The sequence below is a fragment of the Streptomyces sp. NPDC037126 genome, assembly GCF_055605965.1.
On sequence record NZ_JBVJTD010000002.1, the window covers coordinates 139,491 to 164,055 of the forward strand.

The following is a 24,565-nucleotide window of genomic DNA, read 5'->3' on the forward strand; positions in this document are numbered from 1 at the left end:
CCACGATACGGCTACTGATTCACGCATTCAAAAGGACGCATTTCTTTTCATGTATTAGTCGACAGGAAAATGGGTGGGGGGTGACGCCGCTACGTCGGCGACCAAACGCCAGTACGAGAGTGTCTGGATCGGCCCGGCGTGCCGACCTGGGGCGCAGAACGCGCCGAGAAGGAAGCAGACGGCGAGTTGCCCCACTGTGTTGTGCTCCGCCCGCGCCAGTTCCCGAAGCCTGAGCCGATCGAGGGGCACGCTGCGGTTGCACGATGAGGCCGTGGCCGAGTGATGTGCCGTATTACCGGTCGGGGGCCGTTCCTGACACTGTCCGGACTGTTGCGGGTCATGACGCGTCGGTGCGGGTGAAGACGTACTCGTCGAGGATGATGCCGATCGCGACTGCGATGGGGATGGCGACCAGGGCGCCGATGATGCCCAGTAGTGCGCCGCCGACCAGGACACCGACGATGGTGACGATGGGGTGGACGTCGACCGCGTATTTCATGGCCTTCGGTGTGATCAGGTAGTCCTCGGCGAGGCGGAAGGCCGTGTAGAAGGCGGCGGTGAGGCCGGCGATGAGCAGGGACACGGACAGGGCGACCAGGCTGACGATGACGCCGGCGATGGTGGATCCCACGATGGGGATGAGGTCCATCAGGGCGACGAAGACGCCCAAGGCCGAGGGGTAGGGCACGCCGAGGCCCCAGCACCAGGCGAAGGTGGCGAGTCCGGCGATGACCGAGGTGGCGAGGTTGCCCAGGAGGAACCGGCCGGTCCGGCTGAGGATCTCATCGGTGATCTCCTGAGCGTGGCCGCGCTTGCCGGCCGCGACGAAGCGGAGGCAGAAGCGCTTGATCGCGGGAAGTTCCGCCATCAGGTAGAGCGTCACGATGACGACGATGACCAGGGAGGTCAGCGCGCTCAGGACGGTCTTTCCGGCGCCGAGCAGTCCGCCGGCGATGCCGGATGCGCCTTGGGAGTTGAGCGCCTGCGTGACTCTGGAGACGATGTGGTAGCGGTCTTCAAGCCTTCCCAGCGCGGAGTGGCGGTCGTGAAGCTGCTGCAGCCAGGTCGGGGCCGCCTTGATCAGCGCGGTCACCTCCTTGGCGACGGGCGGCTCGACGACGGCCGCGAACCCGGCGAGAAAGAGCAGCAGCGCGGCGACCACCACCGCCACCGCCCAGCCGCGCCGCAGGTGGTGCCGGATCAGCCAGGCCACCACCGGTTCCAGACCGATCGCGACGAACAGCGCCAGAAGGATCAGCGTCAGAAGCTGGCTGATCTGGAGCACGGTGTGCAGGGCCAGCCAGGCCGTCGTGGCGCCCAGGCCGAGCCAGAAGCCGATGCGGAACCATCGACTGTCCCGGCCTGCCCTGCCTTTGCCGGTGTGCGAGCCGCCCGCCCCGGAGGAAGGTCCTTGCGTACCGCCCGCGCGGCCGTCGCCGCGAGCCGGCTGCTGTGAACTCATTCGCGCACCTCCAGCCCGCGTCGTCGGCATGGTCGGTGGCCAACGGCCCGAAGGGGCTTTGATCCCTGGTGTCGGCACCCAGCACCAGGGCATCCTTCTGGCCTGTCCAGCGGGTCGTAGATCACGATGGGTTCTCCCGACGAAGGCGGCAGTCGCAGACTCATCAACCCACGTCCGGCCCGTTCTTCGTCGCCATATGCGCAGTCGACACAGCATGAACTCGTCGGGGACACGGGTACCGGGCCAGGCGCCGCCCTGTGCGTGGCCACGTCAGAACACGGTGGCCTAGCCTTGCAGGCGGCGGTAGCAGGAGTCGGTGACGGCTGCGGTGCCGAGGGCGATACGCCGCAGCCGGCCGGTGGCGGAGGATCGGCGGCCGTGGTCGGGGAGGGCCTGGTGAGCCTGTTGGGCGGGGTCGGCCCCGGCGCGGGCGTTGACCGCGAGGCTGCGGGGGCGCTCCCCATCGGCCCAACACGTTGCCGAGGGACGCACGGCGGTGGCGGGCATGGCCCATCTCCTGGAGGGCGGCATGGACCATCTGGACACCGCCCGCGGCCTAGGATTGCGCGGGTGAAAGCAAGTAGTGGTGACATGGAGAAGGCGGCCGGTGTGCTCCGCGCCGGCGGCCTGGTGGCCCTTCCGACCGAAACGGTCTACGGTCTGGGCGCCAATGCCGAGGACCCCGCTGCCGTTGCACGTATCTTCGAGGCCAAAGGCCGCCCGCCCTCTCACCCTCTGATCGTCCACATCGGCAGTGCGGAGCAGCTGGGCGACTGGGTCGAGGACGTGCCCGCGGCGGCGCGCCTGCTGGCCGAACGCTTCTGGCCGGGACCACTCACGCTGGTCCTGCGGCGCGGTCGCCGGGTGCCACTCGAAGCGACGGGTGGCCTGGAGACGGTGGCCGTGCGAGTGCCCGACCATCCCGTCGCCCTCGCGCTGCTGTCGGCCTTCGGCGGCGGGATCGCGGCCCCGTCCGCCAACCGCTTCGGCTCTGTCAGTCCCACAACGGCCGACCACGTCCGCGCGGAGTTTGGTGATGCCGTCGACTTTGTGCTGGACGGCGGCGCCTGCCAGGTCGGCGTCGAGTCGACCATCGTCGACGTCACGGGCGATGCCCCGAGCGTCCTTCGGCCGGGCGGGGTGACGCGCGAGGACCTCGAAGCGGTGCTCGGATGCCCGGTTGCGGTCCCCTCGACGAGCCGTGTGCGGGTGCCCGGACAGCATCCGTCCCACTACGCGCCCAAGGCGCGGGTCGTCCTCGTCGAGCCGGAGAAGGTCGTTGCCGAAGCAGAGATCGCGCAGGAGCAAGGGCACCGGGTGGGCGTCTTCCTTCCCCCCGCCTTCTCCGGCGCCCCGCTGAAGGCGCACGCAGTGGTGGGGGTCCCCGTTTCCATGGGCGACTACGCGCGCGGGTTGTACGGGTACCTGCGCGAACTCGATCAGCGGGGTTGCGACCTCATCATCGCGTCCTTGCCGGTGCAAGAGGGCCTGGGGCTGGCGATCGCCAACCGGCTGCGCCGCGCCGCGGGGCCCCGGCCCTCCGCGTGACCGAAACCTCCTCCACCGCGGATCTCACCGGCGACGTGCCCGGCCTTCGATGAGCGGGCGCGAACACCTGCGCGTGGTGGTCCCCGACCGGCAAGCTGCCCCCTGGCCTGCCGTGACAGGCAGACTCGCGTCCTACCAGGCACGCGGCCGGGCTGGATCATCCGTTCGGCGGACATCCCTCCCACCGGCGTGCGTCGTTGGGGACTACATGGTCGGGCAGGGTGAACAACACGGTGCGGGCAGCGCACGGCCGCATCGCGCGCGCGTCGCCGCCACCGGACGGTCGTACGGCAGCGACGAGGCGGCCCGCGCGCTGCGGGCCCGGCTGGAAGGGGCCGCCGGGCAGTTACTGGGGCTGCCCGACACCCTCCCACCGAGCCGGCTTGCGCCGGACCCCTGCGAAGCGATGAGCTCGATCTGGAAGTAGCCCCTGTTGGGCTGCGGCGTCGGCGGTGGCGACGTCGCCTTTGCCGTCCGGGTGCCGCGTCACGGCTACGTGCTCTGCTGGTTGCTGTGCCAGCCTGAGGTCACCCATACGGTGCACGCAACAGCACCTGGCTCGAATCCGGTGTCCGGATGGCGACCCACGACGTGGTACGAGGTGCCGGCACCCGACGCCGAACGGCCCATCCCCAGCCTCTGCTTGGTCTCCGTCGGCATGGCAGTGCGCACCGCTGTCCGATGAGCAGTCAGTTCCGTTCCGCCCGCCGCACGGCGTCGCGAGTGATGCGGGTGGCCGCGAACTCGGTTCCGGCGACGAAGCGCATCATCGGCCCGAACATGGGGGCGGCCAACGAGCCGGTGAAGTAGAGACCTGGGACGGAGGATTCGAACTGGTCTGTCAGCCGGGGCGCTTTGGAGCCGGAAACACATACGACGTCCCGGCGTATCTCGGGCGCCAGGAAGGAGATGGCGCCTATGTCGAGGCGGTAGCCGGTGGCGGCCAGCACGTGATCGACGGTCAGTGTCTCCAGCACGCTGCCCTGTCCGGCAAGTTCCAGGCGGGCCCCGGCCTCGACTGCCTCGGCACGGGTGACTCGGCACGAGGTGCGCACGGGTACGATGCCCTCGACGCGGTCGCGCAGCCACCAGCCGCCAGAGGGCCCCAGCGCCCGGCGGAACAGCAGCAGGCGAGCCGCGGCCGGCAACCGCCGTACGCCGCCCGGCGCCCGGCAGACCGCCGCGAGTGCCCAGCCGGTGCCCAGCGGCGAGGCGGGCTGCGTCAGCCGCCGCAGCAGGGACCTGTTCAGGGCCGGGTGCCTCCCCCACAGCACCCGCTGCTCCCTCACCAGGACCTGCACCTCGGCTCCGGACTCGTGGAGCAGCGCCGCGCTCTCCAGAGCGGACTGACCGCCCCCGACCACCGCGATCCGCTGCCCGGCGTACCGGGACAGGTTGCTGTGCTGGCTGGTGTGCGACACCAGGAAACCGGCGCCTGGGCCCTCGGGAGCCAGGCGCAGCAGTTCGGCCGGCACGTGGGCCAGCCCGTTCAAGCCGGTGGCCACCACGACGGCTCCCGCGGCGATCTCCTGCCCGTCGTCCAGCCGAAGGACGAAAGGGCCACCGTCCGCCGCCCGGTCGACGCGGAGCACGCGGGCCGGGTCGACCTCGCCGACGTAGCGCTTCTGGAACCACTGGCCGTAGCGCACGAACACGTCGCAAGGGATCGGTGTGAGCTCGGTCAGCTCCGGCTCGCCGTGCAGGCGCCGGAAGTCCGCCAGTCGCCCGCCAGGCTCGGGGGCCGACAGATCCGTCGCATCGGGAGTGGACTTGAGGAACATGCCGGTGGCCATGGCGTGCCGCCAACTGCCCATCACCTCACCGTAGATCCGCACCGGTAGCCCGGCGGCCCGCAGATGCGCGGCGACCGACAGCCCGTACGGACCCGCGCCGACCACCGCCACCGGAAGCCCACCACGGGCGGTCACTCGCTCGCGGGCAGGCCGCTGCCCAGGAAGCGACTGCGTCATGTTTCCCCCACCGATCGGCCGCCCGCCCTCCCCAGGGCAGGACGACACCTCGGGACGCCACGGCTGGCCGACAGCCGACCGCACGTTCCCCCTCCGCGCCTGAGTCTGCCCCAATGAACGAAGGAGACTCGTGGATTTGACACACCTTGACCAGAATCTGGTCGAACCACCCGGCTGTCCCGAAAGCAGCTCCGCCGTCCGCTCACGTACCTGCCAGGGCGGAGGAGTGACAGTCTCGGCGGACCACTCGGGCGAAATTCATCGGTGACTGCCACGGCGACCGGCACCGCGGTCGACTCCCTCCACGGCTTCAGCGCTCCGTTCGACACCGCGATCGGCCCGGCCGCGCCGTCGCAGGCCCGGCACACGGTCGAGTGCGGCACCAATCGCTTCAAGAGACATCGAGCCGTGGCCACCAGATACGACAAACCCGCGGTCCGCGACGAGGCCGCCGTCCTCGTTGCCGCCATCAATCAGTGGTCGTGACGTACTGGTCCGACGACAACGCGAACACCCGGATTCGCCGACCGCACGAGGGATTGACGGTCTCACGGACCGGACGCATCCCCAGTTTGGTCATGATCCGTTCGGAGGCGTCGTTGCCCACTTGAGCGATGCTGACGATCCGCTCCAGCCCTCGCTCTTCGAACCCGAACCGAACAGCGGCCGCAGCGGCCTCGGTGGCCAAGCCCTGCCCCCAGTGGGAACGTTCCAGGCGCCAGCATGTCTTCCTCGCGCCAGCGACGCAGGATCAAACGGGGAGTCTCAAGCGTGACCATCCCGTCATTCTGGATCACAGAATGCGATCATGAGTTCATGAAGCTGAGCTGGCTGTGCTGCGTACGGAGATTGAGCAGCTGAAGCAGACCCACGCCTCGCGCGTCGCCCACGCGGGAGGGGTGGCTGACCTCGGGAAGCGCCTGAGGCCCCGCTGGGATCTGCGGTTGCGCGCGGAGCGCTGCCAGAAGTGAACAACGTCATGGACATGGCCATGTAGGCCTTAGGCTTTCGATCCATGTTTGCCGGTGTCGACACTCATTCCGATGCGTACCAGGCGGGTCGGGTCCTTGCCCCGTTCATCCTGGCTGCCATCGCCCTCGTCATCCTCTGGACGACGACCCGCAAGTGGCGTCAGCCCCGACCGATCCCCGGGGAGCCGGAGGCCACGGCCCAGCTCGCGCGGAAGCGAACCCGTCGAGTCGTCATCGGCACCGTGGCCATCGTCGCGACAGCTCTGGCGGTGGCAGTGCCCCGGATCCGCCAGTCCGGCGACTACGGCAGCGCCGCATCCAAGGGACCTACGAATCTGACCATCACCGCGCCGACCAGCCTTGGCAGTTACCAGCTGATGACCGGCACGCAAGCAGACCGACTCAGCGCCCGAACGGCCGCGAAGACGCCTAGATACCACAACGTCGTCTTCTACACCCCCGCGGGCGAGCCCACTCGGCCCGTGATAGTGGTCCTCAGTTCCTCCAGCACCACCGATCCTCAGCTCGCGAAGGAACTCGTCCAGCACTCCGCCGACTACGAGAGCGTCAATTTCATGGCTGGGGCGCGCATGACCGACGCCAAGAATTTCAATCCTGGCTCGGCCGGCGGGAAGATGAGATGCGGAAGCAACAGCGCCCAACTGGTGTGCGGGTGGGCCGACTCCGCGACCGTCGGCGGCCTCGTAGCCAACGTGACCAGTGGCCTCGACGTCCAGCAGACGGCCACCCTGACCCGGGAATTCCGGGCCGCCGCCGAACACTGAGTCGGAGGCACGCGTGGAAGGTCGAGGTCATCAAGTCGGGCCTCCAGCAAGTCCTTGCCCATCGCACAGGTTTGGTACCGCAGGGACGGCCGGCTCGGCGCCCCTGCACCCGCTCGGACCTGGACGACCTCAGCGGTGGCCCCTTCCGTACCTCGCCATGATCCACGCGGCGCCACGTTCCGCAAGGGCTCGCCGTCTTCCCCTGCGCGTGCGCTGACTGGCGCGGCGCGGTGGCGGATCCGTCCGCACGGCCGCCACAGCGGCGAGATGGCCGGCGGCCCGCGCCAGCTCCGCCCGCAACTCCGAGCGCCGCTCGGGGGAGCCGGCTCTCAATAACGCCGCATAAAGCCCTTCGAGTTCGGCTAAGGCGGCACCCAGCCGCAGGTTCGCCTCACGTACTCGCCGAATGTCACCGCGTGGCATGGACGCCTTCCTCCCCTGGTCACGGGGTCTTACCCTCGCCGACAGCGATTGATTGCGCAACCGCGCAATCAATCGCTGTCCCAACCAACCCTTGGAGGAACCTGCCGCTCTCCCCTTCCGAGGCAGCATGGAGGTTTCATCCTGCGTCGACGGCCTTGCTCGCCTTCGCCCAGTTCGCATGCAGCTGGTCCAGGTACGACCGGGCTTGGCTGCCCGGCGTCGTGCCGCGGGCGAAGGCGAGCATGTTGCCCGCACCGGTGTTGTATCCGAGCGCCAAGAGGTCGTTCTTCGTGTACGAAGCCGGCCAACGGGGCGGCAGTTGGGTTGCCAGATCGCGCAGGTACCAGGCTTCCGCCTCGATCGCCAGATCGCGATCGTCGGGCAGGTCCTCCCAGCGGTGGTCGGCGAAGTCCCGACCACGCTTGACCTCGTCGAAGGTGGCCCGGTGCATGTTGGCGATGCCGAAGGCGGCGTCGGGCTTGTACTTCTGCCAGGCACGCTCGAAGGCCGGATCGTGCGGTTTGTACGACTCGTTGTAGAGGATCGCCATCACCAGCTGTGCGCTGACGCCCGCCTGACGGGCTCGGGCGCGAACCTGGGAAGCGTAGTCGGCGGGGTCGTACGCAGTGTCGGTCGACGTCGACGGGGAGGGAACGGACGAGCTGCCCCCCGAGGTTGGCCTCGTGGGCGACGCTTTGACTGGAGGGGGCGTGGCGTCGCCGCGCGGCAGGCCGACGGCACGGGCGATGGCGTAGAGCGCCAAAGCCAGGACCACCAAAGGCAGCCACCGCCTGCGCCTCGGTGCTCCCGAACCGGACATGGCTGCCCTCCTGCATCCTTCGTCGGCCAGCGCCCTTGTTACAGCAGGAGATCTAAGACTGACGTGAGACGACGCCGACGCAGCCGGACGGCCCGCGCACGAGCAGCACCACCGCACCGAGCGAATGAACCGATTCAGTTGGACTGCCGTCTCCCTCGCGGCGCGGAGCCCCCTGACCTGACAAGGAGTTGAGGGGGCGACGACAGCGGGCGGGCCGGGCGTTCCTTGATCGCTCGGCGCGCTGGACGGACTTGTCGACGCCGTGCTGCCTGGCCGAGCTTACGCGCCGGATCGGCCGGTCCCGGTGCGCCGGTGGCCGTCAGGGGCGGTCGGCCGCGAACGGGCCCTCGTCGACGAAGCGGCGCAGCTGGCGTGCGAAGGCCTGGACGTCCTCCTGGGGCCAGGTGGCGAGCGAGGACTCGATGCCGGCCGCCAGTCGCTGCCTGGTGACCGACACGACGTCGTCACCCTGCTCGGTGAGCGCGAGGAGGGTGGCGCGGCCGTCGGCCGGGTCGGGCTGGCGCCGGAGCAGGCCGGCCCGCTCCAGTCGGTCGGCCCGACGGGTCACGGTGGTGCGGTCCAGCCCGATCTCACGGCCCAGGTCGGCGGCGCTGCACGCCCCGGTCCGGGCCAGGCCGCTGAGGACCGGGTACGTGAGGTCGTCGACCGCTTCCCCCAGCCCCTCGGTCAGCCGGGCGTAGAGGCCGGCGCGAGTGCTCCGCCGCAGGAGCAGGCCCAGTGCATCGGCGATGTCGTGTCCCGTCGAGTTCTTCACCCCTCCAGATTAGCGTGCGCGGCGCACGCTTTTCCTGTACGGTGATAAGCGTGCTTCAGGCACGCATCTCCGACCGACGCGCCGCGGGCCACTCCCGCACCCGACCGAAGGAATCCGCATGCACCGCACCGACGTCCACGCCGCCCTGACCGACCTGCTCCTCACCCCGGGCCTCGACCTCGACGAGGCCGCCGACCGGCACTTCGCCCCCGACTACCGCCAGCGCACCGACGGAAGCTGGGCGGACCGCACCGAGTTCCTCGCCCACATCGCCCACCTGCGCACGGTCGTCGCCGACGGCTCGATCAAGGTGCACGACGAACTCTCGTCCGGCGACCGCTACGCCGACCGCCACACGATGGAGGTCATCAAGACCGACGGCTCCACCGTCCGCATGGAGGTCTACCTCTTCGCCGAGTTCGCCCCCGACGGCCGCTTCCGCCGCATCGAGGAGACCACGCTCATGCTCGAAGGCGCCGACGCCGACCGGAACCTCGGCAGCGCCCGCTGAGCCACATCGCCCACCTGACGTGCCAGGGCCGCCCCCGTACCGGCACATCGGCGCGCCGCCGTCATGGCGCGTCATCCGAAAAGCGAGAGGAAGTGGTTGTCGTGCTCGACGTGCTCATCGCCGGGGCCGGCCCCGTCGGGCTCTGGCTCGCCGCGGAGTTGCGCCTGCACGGGGTGGACGTGACCGTCGTGGAACGCCGGGCGGCACCGGACGGACGGTCGCGCGCGGTCGGCATGCAGGCCGGCACGCTGGACACCTTCGCCAGCCGCGGCCTCGCGGAGCGGTTCATCGAACGCGGCACCCCGGTGCCGACCGGCCACTTCGGCGCGGCGACCACCCGGCTGGACTTCTCCGCGGTCGGGGCGGTGCACCCCTTCATGCTGGCGCTCGGTCAGTCCGTCACCGAACAGCTCCTGGAGGAGCACGCCGTCGCCGTGGGCGCCCGCGTGCTGCGCGGGCAGGAGGTCGTCTCGCTCACCCAGGACCCGGACGCCGTCGAGGTGGTGCTCCGGGCCGACGGCACCCATCGGATCGTGCGGGCCCGCTGGGTGGTGGGCTGCGACGGCACCCGCAGCGCGGTGCGCCGGGCGGCCGGCATCGACTTCCCCGGTCAGGACACCACCCTGACCGGGTGGCTCGCCGACGTCGAACTCGACGATCCGCCCGCCGCGCCCCTCGCCGCCACCTCGCGCGCCGGCTCGTTCCTGGCGGTCCCGATCGGCGACGGCGTCCACCGACTGGCGGGCCTCTCCACGGCCACCATGCATCACGGCACCGGCGAACCACTGACCCTGGAGGAGGTGCGCGAGCAGACCCGCACGCTGCTGGGACGGCACCTGGGCATCCGCAACCCCCGATGGCTCTCGCGCTACGGCAACGCCACCCGCCAGGCCGCGCGGTACCGGGCCGGGCGGGTGCTGGTGGCCGGCGACGCGGCGCACATGTTCTTCCCGGCCGGCGGGCAGGGCATGAACCTGGGCATCCAGGACGCCACCAATCTGGGCTGGAAGCTGGCCGCCACCCTCCAGGGGCGGGCGCCCGACGGACTGCTCGACAGCTACGCCACGGAGCGCCGGCCGGCCGCCCGCGCCGTCATCGACAACACCCGCGCGCAACTCGCCCTGTTCGCGGCGGCGAGCCCGGAGCAGATCGCGCTGCGCGAGGTCTGGTCCGCCGCGCTCGCCGAACCGCGGACCAACCGCCGGTGGGCCCGCCGGATCGCCGGATTCGACGACCCGTTCCCCGCCGACACCTACCCCGGCGCGCACCCGCTGAACGGCACCCGACTGGCCGGCCTCGCCCTGGACACAGCCGGCGTACCCACCGCCCATCCGTTGATGCACCACGGCCGGCCACTACTGCTGGACCTCGGCGGTACGCGGACACCGTGCCCCGCGGACGGCCTGGAGCAGCGCGCAGCAGCCGTCGACGCCGAGGCCGCGCACCCGATCTGGCGGGACGTCACCGCCGTCCTCATCCGGCCGGACGCCCGGATCGCCTGGGCCGGCACCGACACCGACGCGCAGCGCCGGGCCGCGGACTGCCTCACCGCCCTGCGCACCCTGTGCCGCTGAACGCCGCCCGGTGGGCCCACCCGCTGGCCTCTCTCAGCAGCCCTGGCTCACGCATCAGGCCGGATCAACGCGCGGCGGAGATCAGGCCGCCGCGGCGAGTGTCCGTGCGGGCTGCGTCTGCTCGTAGGCGTGGCCGACCCGCAGGAGCGCCGGCTCACCGAGGGGCCGGCCGAGCAGCTGCATGCCGATCGGCATGCCCGCCGAGTCGTGGCCGACGGGAACGGTCAGAGCGGGCACTCCGGTGATGTTGGCGGGGGCGGAGAGGCGCACGTAGGCATCGGAGACGCCCTCGACCGTGCCGCCGGGCCAGGTGACCGTCTCCTCGTCGGCCCCGACCGCGGGCATCGGGACGCTCGGGGCGGCGATCACGTCGACCTCCTCCAGCATCCGGGCCCACTCGGCGCGCATGAGCGTGCGGGAGCGTTGGGCTCGTACGTAGTCACCGGCGCTCATCAACTCGCTTGCCTCCAGGAGGATGCGGACGTCCTCCTGGTACAGCTCGGGGGCCGTTCGCAGGCTGGCCTCGTGGTAGGCGCCGGCCTCCGGCACCATCAAGCCCCACTGGGTGGCCTGGATGTACCGGGTCATCGGGATGTCGACCTCGACGAGCCGTGCGCCCAGTGCTTCCAGCTGCCCGATGGCGTGCCGGACGGCGGTCTCCACCTGCGGGTGGACGTCGTCGAAGTAGTAGGTGCGCGGCAGGCCGACGCGCAGCCCCGTCAGGTCCGTGCCGGCACCGGGCTGGTAGTCCACGACGGGAACGGACAGCGAGGCGGGGTCGCGCGGATCGTGTCCGGCCAGCGCGGTCAGGACCAGGGCCGCGTCCTCGACGGTGCGGGTGACCGGACCGACGTGGTCCAGCGACCAGGACAGGGAGGTGACGCCGTGACGGGGGACGAGACCGTAGGTCGGCTTGAGGCCGACGACCCCGTTGAGCGCGGCGGGCACCCGGATCGACCCGCCGGTGTCGGTACCCAGGGCGAAGGTCGCGGTGCCCGAGGCGACGGCGACCGCGGAGCCGCCGCTGGAGCCACCGGCGACCCGGCTGCGGTCCCAGGCGTTGCGGGTCTGCGGGGTGGTCAGGCCGAACGCGAACTCATGGGTGTGGGTCTTGCCGAGCAGGATCGCGCCGGCCGCGCTCAGACGCGCGGCGACCGTGCTGTCCGCTGTCGCGCGATGGTCGGCGCGGACCCGGGAGCTGGCCGTGGTGGCCATCCCGCTGACATCGATCAAATCCTTGAGCCCCGTCGGGATGCCGTGCAGCGGTCCCCGGTAACGGCCTTGGGCCACTTCGTGTTCGGCTTCGCCCGCCGCCCGGCGCGCGTGCTCCGCGGTGACCGTGACGTAGGCCCCGAGGTGCGGTTCCGTCTCCTCGATGCGATCGAGGACGGAGTCGACCAGTTCGACGGGGGACAGTCGCCGGGCACGTATCGCGTCCGCGGCGGCGGCGAGCGACAGCTCATACGGCTGCATCGTGCTTCTCCTCTCCGGCGCGATAGGCGGCGGCCGGCGGGACGTCCGCGAAGTCCAGCTCGCGCAGGACCGCGACGACGCTGTGGATGTGGTTGGCGACCGCGGCGACCGCGGCGTGGCGCTCGGCGGGCAGCACGAGTCCGGCGCGGGCGGCCCAGCGGGCGGCCTCCGGCGGTGTGAGTTCGACGGCGGACATGGATGTTCTCGCTCTCGGTGGAGGCTGGAGCGACGGAGTGACCGACGCCCCAAAGGCCAAGGATTCGCTTTGGGCACAGCCGCAGACGCTGCGGCGGCTCGGTGGTCTGTGCGGGAGCGGCCGAGCCGGGCCGATCGCGCGGTCAGGCCGCGGTGGCCGGGACCTGGACGCCGTGCTCGGTGAGCAGCCGGTAGCGGCCGTTCTCCCGGCGGACGGTGCCCGCCGTGGGTCGCGGGAAGTGCGTGCCCAGGAGCAGCGCGTCGGTGTCGGCCAAGGCGTCGAGCAGCCGGGCGCGGGTGCGGATCGCCTGGGCGGGGTCGATGTCGACGCAGCTGTGCACGTGGGGGTGGGACAGCTGCACGGGGTGGTGGATGCTGTCGCCGCTGATCAGGGCGCGGCGGTCGCTGCCGCGCAGTTCCACGGCGACCTGCCCCGGGGTGTGGCCCGGCGCGGGGGTCAGGAAGACGCCCGGCGCCACCTCGTACCCTTGCGCGGGCACGTCCACGAGATCGTACTGCCCGCCGTCCCGGACGGGGGTGACGGAGTCGCGGAACATCTGGCGGCGGGCCTCGTCCAGGTCCGCGGCGGCCCAGTGGTCCCATTCGGTGCGGCTGGTGAGGTAGCGGGCGTTGGGGAAGGTGGGAGCCCAGTCCTCACCGGCGAGGCGGGTGTTCCAGCCGACGTGGTCGGTGTGCAGGTGCGTGTTGATCACCAGGTCCACGGATTCGGGCGGGAAGCCGGCCGCCGCCAGGCGCTGCGGGAAGTCGGTGTCGAGGCCGTTCCAGGCCGGGTTGGCGCGCGGCTTGGCGTTGCCGATGCCGGTGTCCACAACGATCCGCAGCCCGCCCGCCTCTACCGCGAAGCTGTGGCTCGCCAGGCGGGGGACGTCGGCGTCGGCGAAGTCCGGGCGCAGCCACGATGCCTCGTCCAGCACCTGCCTGGTGGCGTCCGGCAGGAGCCAGGGCCCGGTCTGGCGCGGCAGTTCGATCTCGTCGACTCGGCGTACGGCGATGTCGCCGAGGCTCCATTCCGCGCTTGTGAGTGAAGTGGCCGGACGGGGCGTGGCGGTGCTCATGGGTGGGTCCTTTCGGATGGCGCGAGGCGGTGCGGTGCAGTGCGGTGCGGTGCGATGCGGGAAGGCAGGGCTCGGTCAGCCGGTGCTCGGCTCCCGCACGGCGCGGGTGAGGTCGGCCAGGGTCAGTAGGGCCCTCGGGATCGGGACCGCGGTGCCGGATGGGCTCACGGTGCGGGCGGGCAGTGGCCGCGCGGCGTGGACGGCGAGGCCGGCTGCGGCCGTCAGGGTGAAGAAGGCCATGCCGCCGGTGGCGCGGGACGTGCGCGGGGCGATGAGCCGGGCGCCTGGGCTCTGGGCGCCTCCCTTGGCGACGACGCCGGGGGCGAGAAGCCTCATGGCCGGGCGGGAGGCGGGGGCGATGCCGGGACGCAGGGAGCGCCACATACCGGAGTGGAGACGTGCGGTCTCGGTGGTGGGAAGCACCGCGGCCGCCCGCGCGGTGAACCGCGGGAGCAGCAGAAGGCACGTGCGGGTGGGAGCGGCGGCGTGCCGCATGAGGGCGGTGGAGGTCGGCGCACCGGGCGCCATGTCGGGGCCCTGGGTGGTGGCTAAGAGGGCCATCGGAGCGGCCTCCGCGAGCAGCGCACCGGCGCCACGACGCTGAGCATGGAGCACCTCTCCTCACCTAAAGGCAAACGATTTGCGTTAGGCAGCCAGAGTAAGGCCGGCGTCCCGCAAAACGCAAACGCTTAGCTTTTAGGCGTGCAGGGGGCGCAGCTCCGGCCGAGAGCCGTCGCCACGAGACCGTCGGTATAGGCGGCCGACAGCTCCGAGGGACGGAACAGGATGCGGTACATCAGGGGCGCGACGAGGACGTCCAGCAGGGTCTCCACATCGGGCACGGCCTCCCCGCGCCCGGCCGCGCGCACACCGATGGCCTTCAGCTGCTCGGCGGCGTATTCGGAGCACCGAACCGCGTTGCCCTGCTCGGGGTCGCCCAGCAGGGCGTCGCGGATGTACGTGCGGCCCGGCGTCGAAGACATCTCCTCCGCGAACTGCACCACCCAGGCCCCCAGGTCCGCCCGCAGGCTGCCGTGGTCGGCCGGCGCACTGTCGGGGCGCAACCGTTCGACCGCCACGTCGGACAGCAGTTCCCGCAGGTCCCCCCAGCGCCGGTACACGGTGGACGGCGTCACTCCCGCGCGGGCGGCGATCAGCGGCACGGTGAGCGCATCCCGCCCCACCTCCGCCTCCAGATCACGGACCGCCTGATGCACGGACTGCTGGACGCGGGCGCTGCGCCCGCCGGGGCGTGTGGTCGCTCGGGCACTCATGCAGACAGCTTAATGCGAAGAAGTTGCGTCTGCCGCTCGTCCACCCCAGTGCCCTGATGTACTCCGAGATCTTCCTCAGGCTCGAACCGCTCGGCCTGTACTACCTGGCGAACATCCCGGAGGCCATCGACCTCGCGCGATCAAACAGGCGGTGCCCGGCTGCTGCACGTGGGTGACCGGCGCCGCCTCTACGTGCACAGCAAGCCGCCGTCCCACTCCGGCGCCTCCCACCGCACCCCCGGGGAAGCCGGTACGGGCGTCGTACCACCGACGAATGACCGGGCCGCAGCGGACAACTCCGATGCTCAGATACCTGATCTGCTTCACGCTGGAGTGGGCCCGCAGCGAAGGCCCAGCGGGTCGCCGGCACGCCGAGCCTCATTCGCCGCAGGTGCCTCGGGCACCGGCGTTTCGGACAGTTCGCGGTGTCCGGCGGCGGCCTGATTCCGGCGCCCACGCGTTCGAGCCCTTGGGGTGGCCGGGGCCCGACGCGTCCGGAATCGAGCGCGTTCGATTGGCCTCCGGCGTCGTTGAACCGTGCACTGCCGAACCATCCAGGTGCGGCACCCGCCCGAGGGAGGGATGCACATGACGATGACTCACCCTTTGACCGCGCATCCGGAGATGCCGTCCCCTTCGTCCTCTCCACCTCCTCCGCCTCCTCCGTCTCCCGCGCCTCCCGCGGAAGGAGGCGCCCGGTGAAGCGGTTCTTCGGACGTGTGCGGATGGTCGAGCCCCAGGTCTCTGACGCCGAACACGAGTTGTTCGGCGGCCCTCTGCGGTACGACATGGGCTGGTCCGAACACGAGCACGCGCGACTCGACCTGACCATGCTGTCCGCCCTGCGCTCCATGCCGAAGCTGGTCGGCACGACCCTGCGGATGGCGTGGCACGCGGACCGGCGTGCCCTGCTCGCCGTCACCTGCAGCGAGATCGGACAAGGTGTCGCGGCGGCCGTCGCGTTGCTCGCGGTGAACGCGGTCATGCACGCGCTCCTCGGTTCGGGCACGGCGGTGCAGCGGTTGCACGCGGTGCTGCCCGGGCTGCTCGCCGCGGCAGGGACCGCGGTGGTCAACTCGGCCCTCGCCGGATGGTCCACCTCGCGGGCGGGACGACTGGAACCCCTCGTGGAGCGGATCGCCACGACCCAGTACCTGGCGGCCGCCGCCTCGGTCGAGCTGGAAGCCATCGAGGACCCGGACTTCCGCAGGCTGATCGACGTCGCCCAGTACGGCGCGGCTTCCGCGCGCCGCATGATCAGTGCCTGTGTGGCCGCCCTCAACGGCACCATCTCGCTGATCGCGACGGCCGGTGTGCTCACCGTCCTGCACCCCGCCCTGCTGCCCATGCTGATCCTGATCGCCGCCCCGCGCGGCTGGGGCGCGATGCGTGTGGCGCAGGAGCGCTACGTGTCCGTGATGAGCTGGGTCGAGCACGTGCGGGCGGGCCGCCTGATCGGCAACCTGCTCACCGAGCGCAGCGCGGCGCAGGAGGTGCGCATCCACGCGGTCGGCTCGTTCCTGCTCAGCCGGTACAAACGCATGGCCGAGAGCGCCGAGGCCGAGCAGGAGCGGCTGGCCTCCAGCAAGGCCGCCACCGAGTGGGTGGCCGCCGCGATGTCCGGTCTGGCCATGGCGGCGACGTACGGGACGATGTTCCTGCTCATCATGAGCGGGCACATGAGCCTGGCCGTGGCCGGGACCGCGGTGATCGCCGTCCGCTCCGGCTCGGCGAGCCTGGGCGCACTGGTGATGAACGTGAACCAGCTGCACGAGGAGTCGCTCTACGTCCGCGACCACTCCCGCTTCCTGGACGAGGCCGCGCAGCGGGCCATCCCCCGGGGCGGCGATCCCGTTCCCACGCGGGTGCGGCAGGTCGTCCTCGACAAGGTCACCTACCGCTACCCGGACCGCGAGGCCCCCGCGCTGGACGGCGTGTCGCTCACGCTGCCCATGGGCTCGGTCACCGCCGTGGTCGGCGAGAACGGCTCCGGCAAGAGCACCCTGATGAAGGTGCTGTCGGGTCTGCTGCTGCCCCAGAGCGGGACCGTGCTGTGGGGCGACGCGGACATGGTCCGCCTGGACCGCTCGCACCTCTTCGACCGGGTCGCGCTGCTCACCCAGGACTTCCAACGCTGGCCCGTCACAGCGGCGTTGAACATCCGGATCGGCCGGCCCGCGGAGCCGGGCGGTCCCGCGGAACTGCAGCCGTCCGTCGACTACGCCAGGGCCCAGGGCGTCGTCGACAGGCTCCCCGACGGCCTGCAGAGCCTGCTGGCCCGCGTGTTCCGGGGAGCCAGCGAACTGTCCGGCGGTGAGTGGCAGAAGATCGGCCTGGCCCGTACCCACTGGCGTGACCGCACCTCGGCGGCCGACGGCGTCCTCGTCGTCGACGAGCCCACCTCCGCCCTCGACCCGGAAGCGGAGATCGCCGCCTTCGAGCGCATCCGCCGCCTCGCCGCCCCGAACCGGGCCGTCGTCCTGGTCACCCACCGTATGTCCGGCGTCCGGCACGCCGACCGCATCCACGTCCTGCACCGGGGCCGGCTGGCCGAACAGGGCAGTCATGAGGAACTGATGGCCGCCAAGGGACGCTACGCCGCGATGTTCGACGCCCAGGCCGCCCAGTTCGCGCCCGCACCCACCGTCCCGCGTCCGTCCTCTCCCCCGGTCGCCGACCCCGCCTGAACACCGTCCCGCCGCGGGCTCCGTGACCGACCCGGCCGGCGTCGTCAGGCACCGTTCGCCCAGGCTGCGGACGGGCCGTCCGGCCCGCGACGTGCATCCGGGCGCCGGCCGGACGGCGCTCAGGTGCACGTCGTGGGCGATCCTTCTCCAGCCGGCCGCCCGGAGGGACCGGTTCAGCTGAAGACCACGGTCCGGTTGCCGTGGATCAGAACCCGGCCCTGGCAGTGCCAGTTGACGGCGCGGGAGAGCGCCAGACACTCGGCGTCGCGGCCGACGGTGACGAGCCGTGCGGGGCCGGCCCGGTGATCGACGCGGATGATCTCCTGCTCGATGATCGGTCCTTCGTCCAGATCCGCGGTGACGTAGTGCGCGGTCGCACCGACGAGCTTCACCCCGCGCCGGTGCGCCTGGTGGTACGGCTTGGCCCCGGCGAAGCTCGGCAGGAAGGAGTGGTGGATGTTGATGGCCCGGCCTTCCAGCCGCTTGCACAGGTCGTCCGAGAGCACCTGCATGTAGCGGGCGAGGACGACGAGATCGATGCGGTGTTCCTCCACCAGGGCCAGCAGTCTGGCCTCCGCCCGCGACTTGGTGGCGGCCGAGACCGGCACGTGCTCGAACGGCACGCCGTCGGCCGCTGCCAGCGGCCGCAGGTCCGGGTGGTTGGACACCACCAGCACGATCTCGGCGTCCAGGGCGCCGCTGCGCCAGCGGTAGAGCAGGTCGGCCAGGCAGTGGTCGAACCGCGACACCATCACCAGGACGCGCGGCCTGAGTTCGGCGTCCCTGAGCTGCCACTCCATGCCGAACCCGGCCGCCACGGGCACGAAGGTCTCCCGCAGCCGGCCCAGGGTGATCGCGGCGTCCGGAGTGGTGAAGCCGGTGCGCAGGAACACGATGCCGTGGTCGGCGTCGTCGAACTGCTGGTGCTCGGTGATGTCGCACCCGTGCCGACGCAGGAACGAGGTCACGGCGTGGAGGACGCCCGGACGTTCGGGGCAGCTGAGGGTGAGGACGAACTCGCGCTGCGCGGGCGGCTCCTGGTCTGCCCCGGACATGTCGAAGCGGCTCATCCGGTGCCTCCCCGGTACTCGGTGCAGGCGTCGAGCAGCCAGGTGGCCAGGTAGGACGCGAACGACGAGCGGACCAGCAGCCACACCGCGGACGCCCCCTCCTCCCTCACCACGAGGGTGACGGGGGCCTGCGCCAGCAAGGTGGTGGGGCAGGATCCGGCGGGTGTCACCCGCGGATCCAGATCGATGGCACAGCCCTGGGCCAGTACCGTGCGCACGAGGTCCCCGGACAGGGCCAGTGTGGTGCGCTGCGCCGAGACGTCGGTGACCGTGGCGAACTCGTCCCCGACGGCCGATCGCAGCTGCGCGAGAAGGTCGTGCCGCCGGTCGTCGGGGGCCACCAGCAGCCATTCGTCGGGTCCCATCCACAGCACCTTGACGTCGCCCGACATCTCGGCGCGCACGGGCCCCGGCAGGGTGAGGCCCAGGCAGGCCTCGACGGCCCCGGCCGCGGGGGTGCCGGGCGCCACCCGCAGGGTGAGCTGGGCCAGGAAGGGCAGTTCCCGCACCCGCAGGCCGGTGGGCAGCTGTGCGAAGGCGTCCTGCCACTCGGACAGGGGGCTGAGGCGGGCGGGTGTCTCAACCGTCACGGCGGGCTCCCTCCTTGTCGAAGAGCACGGGGTCGGTCACGGTCACGGGAACGGTCCGGCCGTCCAGCGGGACGTACAGGGTTTCGCCGATGCGTTCGGTTCCCGAGCGCACCAGGGCGAGGGCGAACGTCCGGTGCAGGGCGTCGCTGCGGTAGCTGGAGGTGACGTGGCCCAGCATGGGTACCGGCGGCTCGGGCACGCTGCTGGTGGCGATGATCTGGGCGCCCTCGGGCAGCAGGAGCCGCTCGTCGGCCGGCAGCAGGCCCACCAGCTGCTTGCGGTCGCCGCGCTGGTTCTCGGCGCGGGTGAAGGACCGTTTGCCGACGAAGTCCGGCTTCTTCCTGGACACGACCCAGGACATGCCCAGGTCCTGCGGGGTGACCGTGCCGTCGGTGTCCTGCCCGATGATGGGGTAGGCCTTCTCGGCGCGCAGCACGTGCATCGTCTCGGTACCGTACGGGGTGATGCCGAAGGCGTGGCCCGCCGCGAGGAGGGCCTTCCACACCGTGGTGCCGTACCAGGCGGGCACGTTGATCTCGTAGGCGAGTTCACCGGAGAAGCTGATGCGGCACACGCGTGCCTCGACCCCGGCGACCGTGGTGTCCTTCCAGGACATGAAGGGGAAGGCGTCGTTGCCGACGTCCAGGCCCGGGGCCACCAGGGCCAGCACGTCGCGGGAGCGGGGGCCGACCAGGGGGATCGTCGCCCAGTGCTCGGTGACGGAGGTGAGGTGCACGCGCAGGCCGGGCCACTCCGTCTGGAGCCACTCCTCCATCCATTCGAGGATCTTGGCCGCGTTGCCGGTGGTCGTGGTGAGCAGGAACTCCCGCTCGGCCACGCGGATGACGGTGCCGTCGTCGATGGCCATGCCGTCGGCGCCGCACATCACGCCGTAGCGGATCCGGCCCACCTTGAGGGTGCTCATCATGTTCGTGTAGAGCCGGTCCAGCAGCACGCCGGCGTCCGGGCCCCGCACATTGATCTTGCCGAGCGTGGAGCCGTCCATCAGGGCGACGCCGGTGCGGGCCGCCCGGCACTCACGCAGCACGGCCTCCTCCATGGTCTCGCCCGCCCGGGGGTAGTACCAGGGGCGCTTCCACTGACCGACGTTCTCGAACAGGGCGCCGTGCCCGACGTGCCAGGGGTGCAGTGCGGTCACCCGGACCGGGTCGAACAGCGCTCCGCGGTTGCGGCCCGCGAGGGCGGCGAAGGACACGGGCACGGCGGGCGGGCGGTGGCTGGTGGTGCCGAGGTCGGCGATGTCCACCCCGAGCGACTCGGCGACGATGCCCGAGGTCATCACGCCGGAGGTGCGGCCCTGATCGTGGGCGGTGCCGATCGTGGTGTAGCGCTTGACGTGCTCGACCGAGCGCAGGCCCGCCCGGGTCGCCCTGAGCACGTCGGAGACGACGGCGTCGCGCTGGAGGTCGACGAACTGGCACGAGCCGTCCTGGCCGTCCCGCGGGCTCGGGACCCGCCAGAGCACCCGGGTGGGCGCTCCGTCCGGGGGCGGCGCGGCGGCCGGCAGCGCGATGGACCGGCCGGTCCCGCCGATGGCCGAGAGGGCCTGGCGTGCGGCGTCCACACCGTCGGCCAGGCAGCCGGACAGGGTGAACGTGCCGCCGGCCGATCCGGCCGTACGGACGTCGCGCGGGGCGCGGGCGGGTACGAAGGCGCCGATCGCGGCGTCGTAGCGCAGGGTGCCGCGGGCCTGGCTGAACAGGGCCACGGCGGGGTTCCAGCCGCCGGAGACCAGCAGCAGGTCGCAGTCGATGCCCCGCCTCTCGCCGAGGCTTCCCTGGCCGAAGGCGGCGACGTGGGCACGGGAGACGCGCCGGGTGCCGCTGGTGCCGGTGACGACGTGGCCCGCGCGTACGTCGATGCCGCGTTCGGCGCAGGCGGCGCGCCAGTGCGCCGGCACCTCCTCGCGGGCGTCGATCACCGCGGCGATCCGCACGCCCGCGTCGGCCAGTTCGAGTGCTGCCGGATAGGCGCTGTCGTTCGTGGTGAAGACGACGGCACGCCGCCCGGGGAGCACGCCGAAGCGGTTGAGGTAGGTGCGGGCCGATCCGGCCAGCATGATGCCGGGGCGGTCGTTGTCGTCGAAGGCGACCGGGCGTTCGTAGGCACCGGTGGCGTACACGACCTGCCTGGCGCGGATGCGCCAGATCCGCTGCCGCGAGACGTGGGCGGGGGCGGCGGCACCGAGGTGGTCCGTGCGCTTCTCCAGGGCCAGGACGAGTCCGTCGTCGTAGTGGCCGAAGGCGGTGGTGCGGCGCAGTACCCGCACGTCGGCGTGGGCGTCGAGTTCGGCGGCGGCCTCGCCGGCCCATGCGCTCGCCGGTGCGCCGTCGAGCTGTTCCTGCGTGCCGAGCAGTGAACCGCCGGGCTCCGGGAGTTCGTCGACGAGGACGGTGCGGGCGCCGCAGCGGGCCGCTGCCAGTGCCGTGGCCAGTCCCGCCGGTCCCGCGCCCACGACCAGGAGGTCGCAGTGGGCGTGCATGGTGTCGTAGCGGGCCGGGTCCGGCTCGCTGCTCAGCCGGCCCCGGCCGGACAGGCCCCGCGCCACGAGTCCTTCGTACAGTTCGACGGTGGTGGCGGTGAGCATGGGCTCGGGGAACGGGGCCTCGATCTGCACGAGCGCGTTGGGCTCTTCGCATCCGGCGGCCAGGACACCGCGCGGCCGGCCGTACTTGATGCTGTCGGCCACGTGGTGCACGCCGTTCGCGAGCAGGGCCGAGGCGAGGGTGTCGCCGGGGTGGCCGGTGTAGGTGGTGCCGTCGAAGGTGAAGGTGAGTGTGGTGTCGCGGTCGACGCGGCCGTGGCCGTCGGCGCGGAAGGGGTTGTTCATCGTCCGGCCTCCTGGCCCGTGTGCCGCTCGGCACCGGTCTCGGAGCCCGGGGTGAGGGGGTGCTGCCGGGCACGGATGGCGGGCACGTCGAGGAACTCGTGCGTGGCCGTGTCGCGCAGGGCGTTGAACCAGCGCCGGCAGCCTGCCGCGTGCACCCACCGTTCGGCGAAGGGGCCCTTGGGGTTGTCGCGGAAGAAGACGTACTGGGCCCACTGCTCGTCGTCGAGCGCGTAGGGGTCGTCGGGGTAGGCGACGTGCGCCTGGCCGCCGTAGTGGAACTCGATCTCCTCGCGCTCACCGCACCAGGGGCAGGCTATGAGCTGCATGTGGATCTCCTCGGCTGGAGCGGGTGTCAGTGGGCGACGGCGGCGGCGCCGTGCTCGTCGACCAGTGCGCCGGTGGTGAAGCGGGCGAGGGTGAAGGGCGCGTTGTAGGGGTGCGGTTCGCCGGTGGCGACGGTGTGCGCGTAGCACCAGCCGACGCCCGGTGTGGCCTTGAAACCGCCGGTGCCCCAGCCGCAGTTGAGGTAGAGGTTGTCGACGGGGGTGAGACCGACGATGGGCGAGGCGTCGGGGGTGACGTCGACGATGCCGGCCCAGGTGCGCAGCATGTGGGCGCGGGCGAAGACCGGGAACAGCTCCAGCGCGGCGGCCATCTGGCGTTCCAGGATGTGGAAGGAGCCGCGCTGTCCGTAGCCGTTGTAGCTGTCGATGCCCGCGCCCATGACGAGTTCGCCCTTGTGTGCCTGGGAGACGTACACGTGCACGGCGTTCGACATCACCACGGTGGGGTGCACCGGTTCGAGCAGTTCCGAGACCAGGGCCTGCAGCGGGTGGCTCTGCAGCGGCAGCCGCAGCCCTGCCATGGCGGCGAGCACGGAGGAGTGGCCCGCGGACGCGAGGGCGACCTTTCCGGCGGCGATGGGGCCTCGTGTGGTGCGCACCCCGTGCACGCGGCCGTCCCGGATGTCGAGGCCGGTGACCTCGCAGTCCTGGATCAGGTCGATGCCGAGGTCGTTCGCCCTGCGGGCGAAGCCCCAGGCCACGTAGTCGTGCTTGGCGATGCCGGCGCGCGGCTGGTAGGTGGCGCCGAGTACGGGATGGCGCACGTCCGGCGAGGTGTTGACGATGGGGCAGACCTTGGCGACCTCGTCCGGCTCCAGCCACTCGGCGTCGATGCCGTTGAGCTGGTTGGCGTGGACCCGGCGCTTGCTGTCGCGGATGTCCTGGAGGCTGTGGGCGAGGTTGAGGACGCCCCGCTGGCTGAACAGGATGGGGTAGCCGAGGTCCTCTTCCAGGGTCTCCCACAGCTTGAGCGAGTGCTCGTAGATGCCGGAGCTCTCGTCCCACAGGTAGTTGGACCGGATGATGGTGGTGTTGCGGGCCATGTTTCCGCCCGCGAGCCAGCCCTTCTCCAGTACGGCGACGTTGGTGATGCCGTGGTTCTTCGCCAGGTAGTAGGCGGTGGCCAGGCCGTGCCCGCCGCCGCCGACGATGACGACGTCGTACGACGGCCTGGGGTCGGGGTTGCGCCACAGGAAGTCGGGGTGGTCCGGCAGGACGTCCCCGGGCGCCCGGGGAGTGTCGCCGCGCGGGTGCGTCACCGGGCAGCCTCCTGGGTTCGTGCCGCTCGCCGGTCGAAGGTGTGGGCAGTCATGGGAACTCCCTGCGGAGCTGCTGAGAGACGGCTCAGTCTGAGAGACGACTGATATATCAACCTGTTGTTGCGCTACGCTAAGAGGACGGATCGGGTCGCGTCAAGGGAGGGATTCGGGTGACTGCGTCGGCCGTCGCCGGTCAGGGCGGTGGAACGCTGGCCGATCAGGCCTACCGGTCCATCTCGGACCGTCTGGTGACCCTCCAGATCCGCCCCGGGGAGCCCGTCAACGACGAGCGGATCGCCGCCGAACTCGGCTTCGGACGGACCCCCGTCCGCGAGGCCCTCAAGCGGCTGGAGCACGAGCGCCTGATCGTCTCCTACCCCCGGCGCGGCACCTTCGCCACCGAGGTGCAGATCGCCGATCTCGGACATATCTCGGAGGTCCGCGAGCAGCTGGAGCCCCTCGCCGCGAGCATGGCGGCCCAGCGCGCCGGCGACGACGACCGGGCGGCCCTCGACCGGCTGCTCGCGGGGCTGGCCCACGCGCCCGACGGCACCACGGACCTGATCCGGCTCGACATGGCCGTGCACCGGGCCATCTACGCCGCGACCCGCAACCCCTACCTCGAGGACACCCTGATCAGGTACGACAACCTGGCCACGCGGATCTGGTGCCTGTTCCTCGACCGGCTGCCGGGCCTGGCGGGCCATGTGCACGAGCACGGGCCCCTGCTGCGCGCCGTCATCGACGGCGACGACGAGAAGGCGGCTGACCTCGCCGCGGATCACGTGGAGGGGTTCGAGGCGGCGATCCGCGGCGTCATCTGACCCGCGCCGCGACCGGGACGGACGCCTCCCGATCGCGCCGCACCCCCGGCAGGTGGCCGCCGGCTCCCCGAGCGGGCGCGTGG

The 24,565-nt window shown here is 71.4% G+C and carries 23 protein-coding genes; 7 read left to right on the forward strand and 16 right to left on the reverse strand.

The window, feature by feature from the left end:
• Window positions 1-337 precede the first annotated feature (337 nt).
• Entirely contained in the window at window positions 338-1,462 is a 1,125-nt protein-coding gene (locus tag ACZ7FF_RS05660) for an AI-2E family transporter (RefSeq protein ID WP_470809778.1), read from the reverse strand.
• A gap of 285 nt (window positions 1,463-1,747) precedes the next feature.
• Complete coding sequence (locus ACZ7FF_RS05665) at window positions 1,748-1,969, reverse strand: hypothetical protein (protein ID WP_470810616.1); 222 nt, start codon at window positions 1,967-1,969, stop codon at window positions 1,748-1,750.
• Window positions 1,970-2,023: 54 nt separating this feature from the next.
• Here ACZ7FF_RS05665 and ACZ7FF_RS05670 point away from each other — a divergent pair, with 54 nt between their 5' ends.
• Window positions 2,024-3,010 (forward strand): L-threonylcarbamoyladenylate synthase, encoded by a 987-nt coding sequence (locus ACZ7FF_RS05670; protein WP_470810575.1) that lies wholly within the window; start codon window positions 2,024-2,026, stop codon window positions 3,008-3,010.
• 689 nt (window positions 3,011-3,699) lie between these two features.
• Here ACZ7FF_RS05670 and ACZ7FF_RS05675 read toward each other — a convergent pair.
• Window positions 3,700-4,914 carry an FAD-dependent oxidoreductase gene (locus ACZ7FF_RS05675; RefSeq protein WP_470809779.1) on the reverse strand — a complete coding sequence of 405 codons (1,215 nt, stop codon included), beginning with the start codon at window positions 4,912-4,914 and terminating at the stop codon, window positions 3,700-3,702.
• A gap of 330 nt (window positions 4,915-5,244) precedes the next feature.
• Between ACZ7FF_RS05675 and ACZ7FF_RS05680 the strand changes: the two genes are divergently transcribed.
• Window positions 5,245-5,466, forward strand: coding sequence for a hypothetical protein (locus tag ACZ7FF_RS05680; protein ID WP_470809780.1), 222 nt, complete (start codon window positions 5,245-5,247; stop codon window positions 5,464-5,466).
• Here the strand turns inward: ACZ7FF_RS05680 and ACZ7FF_RS05685 are convergent.
• Window positions 5,450-5,695 (reverse strand): GNAT family N-acetyltransferase, encoded by a 246-nt coding sequence (locus tag ACZ7FF_RS05685; protein ID WP_470810577.1) that lies wholly within the window; start codon window positions 5,693-5,695, stop codon window positions 5,450-5,452. The genes ACZ7FF_RS05680 and ACZ7FF_RS05685 overlap by 17 nt on opposite strands.
• A gap of 300 nt (window positions 5,696-5,995) precedes the next feature.
• Between ACZ7FF_RS05685 and ACZ7FF_RS05690 the strand changes: the two genes are divergently transcribed.
• Window positions 5,996-6,736 (forward strand): hypothetical protein, encoded by a 741-nt coding sequence (locus ACZ7FF_RS05690; protein WP_470809781.1) that lies wholly within the window; start codon window positions 5,996-5,998, stop codon window positions 6,734-6,736.
• 559 nt (window positions 6,737-7,295) lie between these two features.
• Here the strand turns inward: ACZ7FF_RS05690 and ACZ7FF_RS05695 are convergent.
• Window positions 7,296-7,979, reverse strand: coding sequence for a lysozyme family protein (locus ACZ7FF_RS05695; protein ID WP_470809782.1), 684 nt, complete (start codon window positions 7,977-7,979; stop codon window positions 7,296-7,298).
• A gap of 319 nt (window positions 7,980-8,298) precedes the next feature.
• Complete coding sequence (locus tag ACZ7FF_RS05700; RefSeq protein WP_470809783.1) at window positions 8,299-8,754, reverse strand: MarR family winged helix-turn-helix transcriptional regulator; 456 nt, start codon at window positions 8,752-8,754, stop codon at window positions 8,299-8,301.
• Between the two features lie 118 nt (window positions 8,755-8,872).
• Here ACZ7FF_RS05700 and ACZ7FF_RS05705 point away from each other — a divergent pair, with 118 nt between their 5' ends.
• Both ACZ7FF_RS05705 and ACZ7FF_RS05710 read left to right on the forward strand, forming a co-directional pair.
• The gene (locus tag ACZ7FF_RS05705; RefSeq protein ID WP_470809784.1) at window positions 8,873-9,265 is read left to right on the forward strand and encodes a nuclear transport factor 2 family protein; all 393 of its coding nucleotides are present in this window, start codon (window positions 8,873-8,875) and stop codon (window positions 9,263-9,265) included.
• Window positions 9,266-9,366: 101 nt separating this feature from the next.
• Window positions 9,367-10,839, forward strand: coding sequence for an FAD-dependent monooxygenase (locus ACZ7FF_RS05710; RefSeq protein ID WP_470809785.1), 1,473 nt, complete (start codon window positions 9,367-9,369; stop codon window positions 10,837-10,839).
• A gap of 81 nt (window positions 10,840-10,920) precedes the next feature.
• Here ACZ7FF_RS05710 and ACZ7FF_RS05715 read toward each other — a convergent pair whose 3' ends face one another.
• From ACZ7FF_RS05715 to ACZ7FF_RS05735, 5 genes are all read right to left on the reverse strand, one after another.
• Window positions 10,921-12,312, reverse strand: coding sequence for an amidase (locus ACZ7FF_RS05715; protein WP_470809786.1), 1,392 nt, complete (start codon window positions 12,310-12,312; stop codon window positions 10,921-10,923).
• Window positions 12,299-12,508 (reverse strand): hypothetical protein, encoded by a 210-nt coding sequence (locus ACZ7FF_RS05720; RefSeq protein ID WP_053923779.1) that lies wholly within the window; start codon window positions 12,506-12,508, stop codon window positions 12,299-12,301. The genes ACZ7FF_RS05715 and ACZ7FF_RS05720 overlap by 14 nt, the downstream gene beginning before the upstream one ends.
• Window positions 12,509-12,650: 142 nt before the next feature.
• Entirely contained in the window at window positions 12,651-13,583 is a 933-nt protein-coding gene (locus ACZ7FF_RS05725) for an MBL fold metallo-hydrolase (protein WP_470809787.1), read from the reverse strand.
• A gap of 75 nt (window positions 13,584-13,658) precedes the next feature.
• Window positions 13,659-14,144 carry a hypothetical protein gene (locus tag ACZ7FF_RS05730; RefSeq protein WP_470809789.1) on the reverse strand — a complete coding sequence of 162 codons (486 nt, stop codon included), beginning with the start codon at window positions 14,142-14,144 and terminating at the stop codon, window positions 13,659-13,661.
• Window positions 14,145-14,272: 128 nt separating this feature from the next.
• Window positions 14,273-14,857: a TetR/AcrR family transcriptional regulator gene (locus tag ACZ7FF_RS05735; RefSeq protein WP_470809790.1), complete on the reverse strand. Its 585-nt coding sequence runs from the start codon at window positions 14,855-14,857 to the stop codon at window positions 14,273-14,275.
• A gap of 698 nt (window positions 14,858-15,555) precedes the next feature.
• Between ACZ7FF_RS05735 and ACZ7FF_RS05740 the strand changes: the two genes are divergently transcribed.
• Window positions 15,556-17,544: an ABC transporter ATP-binding protein gene (locus ACZ7FF_RS05740; RefSeq protein WP_470809791.1), complete on the forward strand. Its 1,989-nt coding sequence runs from the start codon at window positions 15,556-15,558 to the stop codon at window positions 17,542-17,544.
• A gap of 173 nt (window positions 17,545-17,717) precedes the next feature.
• On the opposite strand, the gene purU is transcribed toward ACZ7FF_RS05740, so the two are convergent.
• The 5 genes from purU to ACZ7FF_RS05765 are packed head-to-tail and all read right to left on the reverse strand — an operon-like array spanning window position 17,718 to window position 23,658.
• Window positions 17,718-18,614, reverse strand: coding sequence for a formyltetrahydrofolate deformylase (purU, locus tag ACZ7FF_RS05745; RefSeq protein WP_470809792.1), 897 nt, complete (start codon window positions 18,612-18,614; stop codon window positions 17,718-17,720).
• On the reverse strand, window positions 18,611-19,204 hold the full coding sequence (locus ACZ7FF_RS05750) for a sarcosine oxidase subunit gamma (RefSeq protein ID WP_470809793.1): 594 nt from the start codon (window positions 19,202-19,204) through the stop codon (window positions 18,611-18,613). The genes purU and ACZ7FF_RS05750 overlap by 4 nt, the downstream gene beginning before the upstream one ends.
• On the reverse strand, window positions 19,194-22,055 hold the full coding sequence (locus ACZ7FF_RS05755; protein WP_470809794.1) for a 2Fe-2S iron-sulfur cluster-binding protein: 2,862 nt from the start codon (window positions 22,053-22,055) through the stop codon (window positions 19,194-19,196). The genes ACZ7FF_RS05750 and ACZ7FF_RS05755 overlap by 11 nt, the downstream gene beginning before the upstream one ends.
• Window positions 22,052-22,381, reverse strand: a complete 330-nt coding sequence (locus tag ACZ7FF_RS05760) for a sarcosine oxidase subunit delta (RefSeq protein WP_470809796.1) — start codon at window positions 22,379-22,381, stop codon at window positions 22,052-22,054. Before ACZ7FF_RS05760 ends, ACZ7FF_RS05755 begins: the two co-directional genes overlap by 4 nt.
• Window positions 22,382-22,407: 26 nt before the next feature.
• Window positions 22,408-23,658 (reverse strand): sarcosine oxidase subunit beta family protein, encoded by a 1,251-nt coding sequence (locus ACZ7FF_RS05765; RefSeq protein ID WP_470809797.1) that lies wholly within the window; start codon window positions 23,656-23,658, stop codon window positions 22,408-22,410.
• 170 nt (window positions 23,659-23,828) lie between these two features.
• Here ACZ7FF_RS05765 and ACZ7FF_RS05770 point away from each other — a divergent pair, with 170 nt between their 5' ends.
• Complete coding sequence (locus ACZ7FF_RS05770) at window positions 23,829-24,482, forward strand: GntR family transcriptional regulator (protein ID WP_470809799.1); 654 nt, start codon at window positions 23,829-23,831, stop codon at window positions 24,480-24,482.
• Window positions 24,483-24,565: the final 83 nt, after the last annotated feature.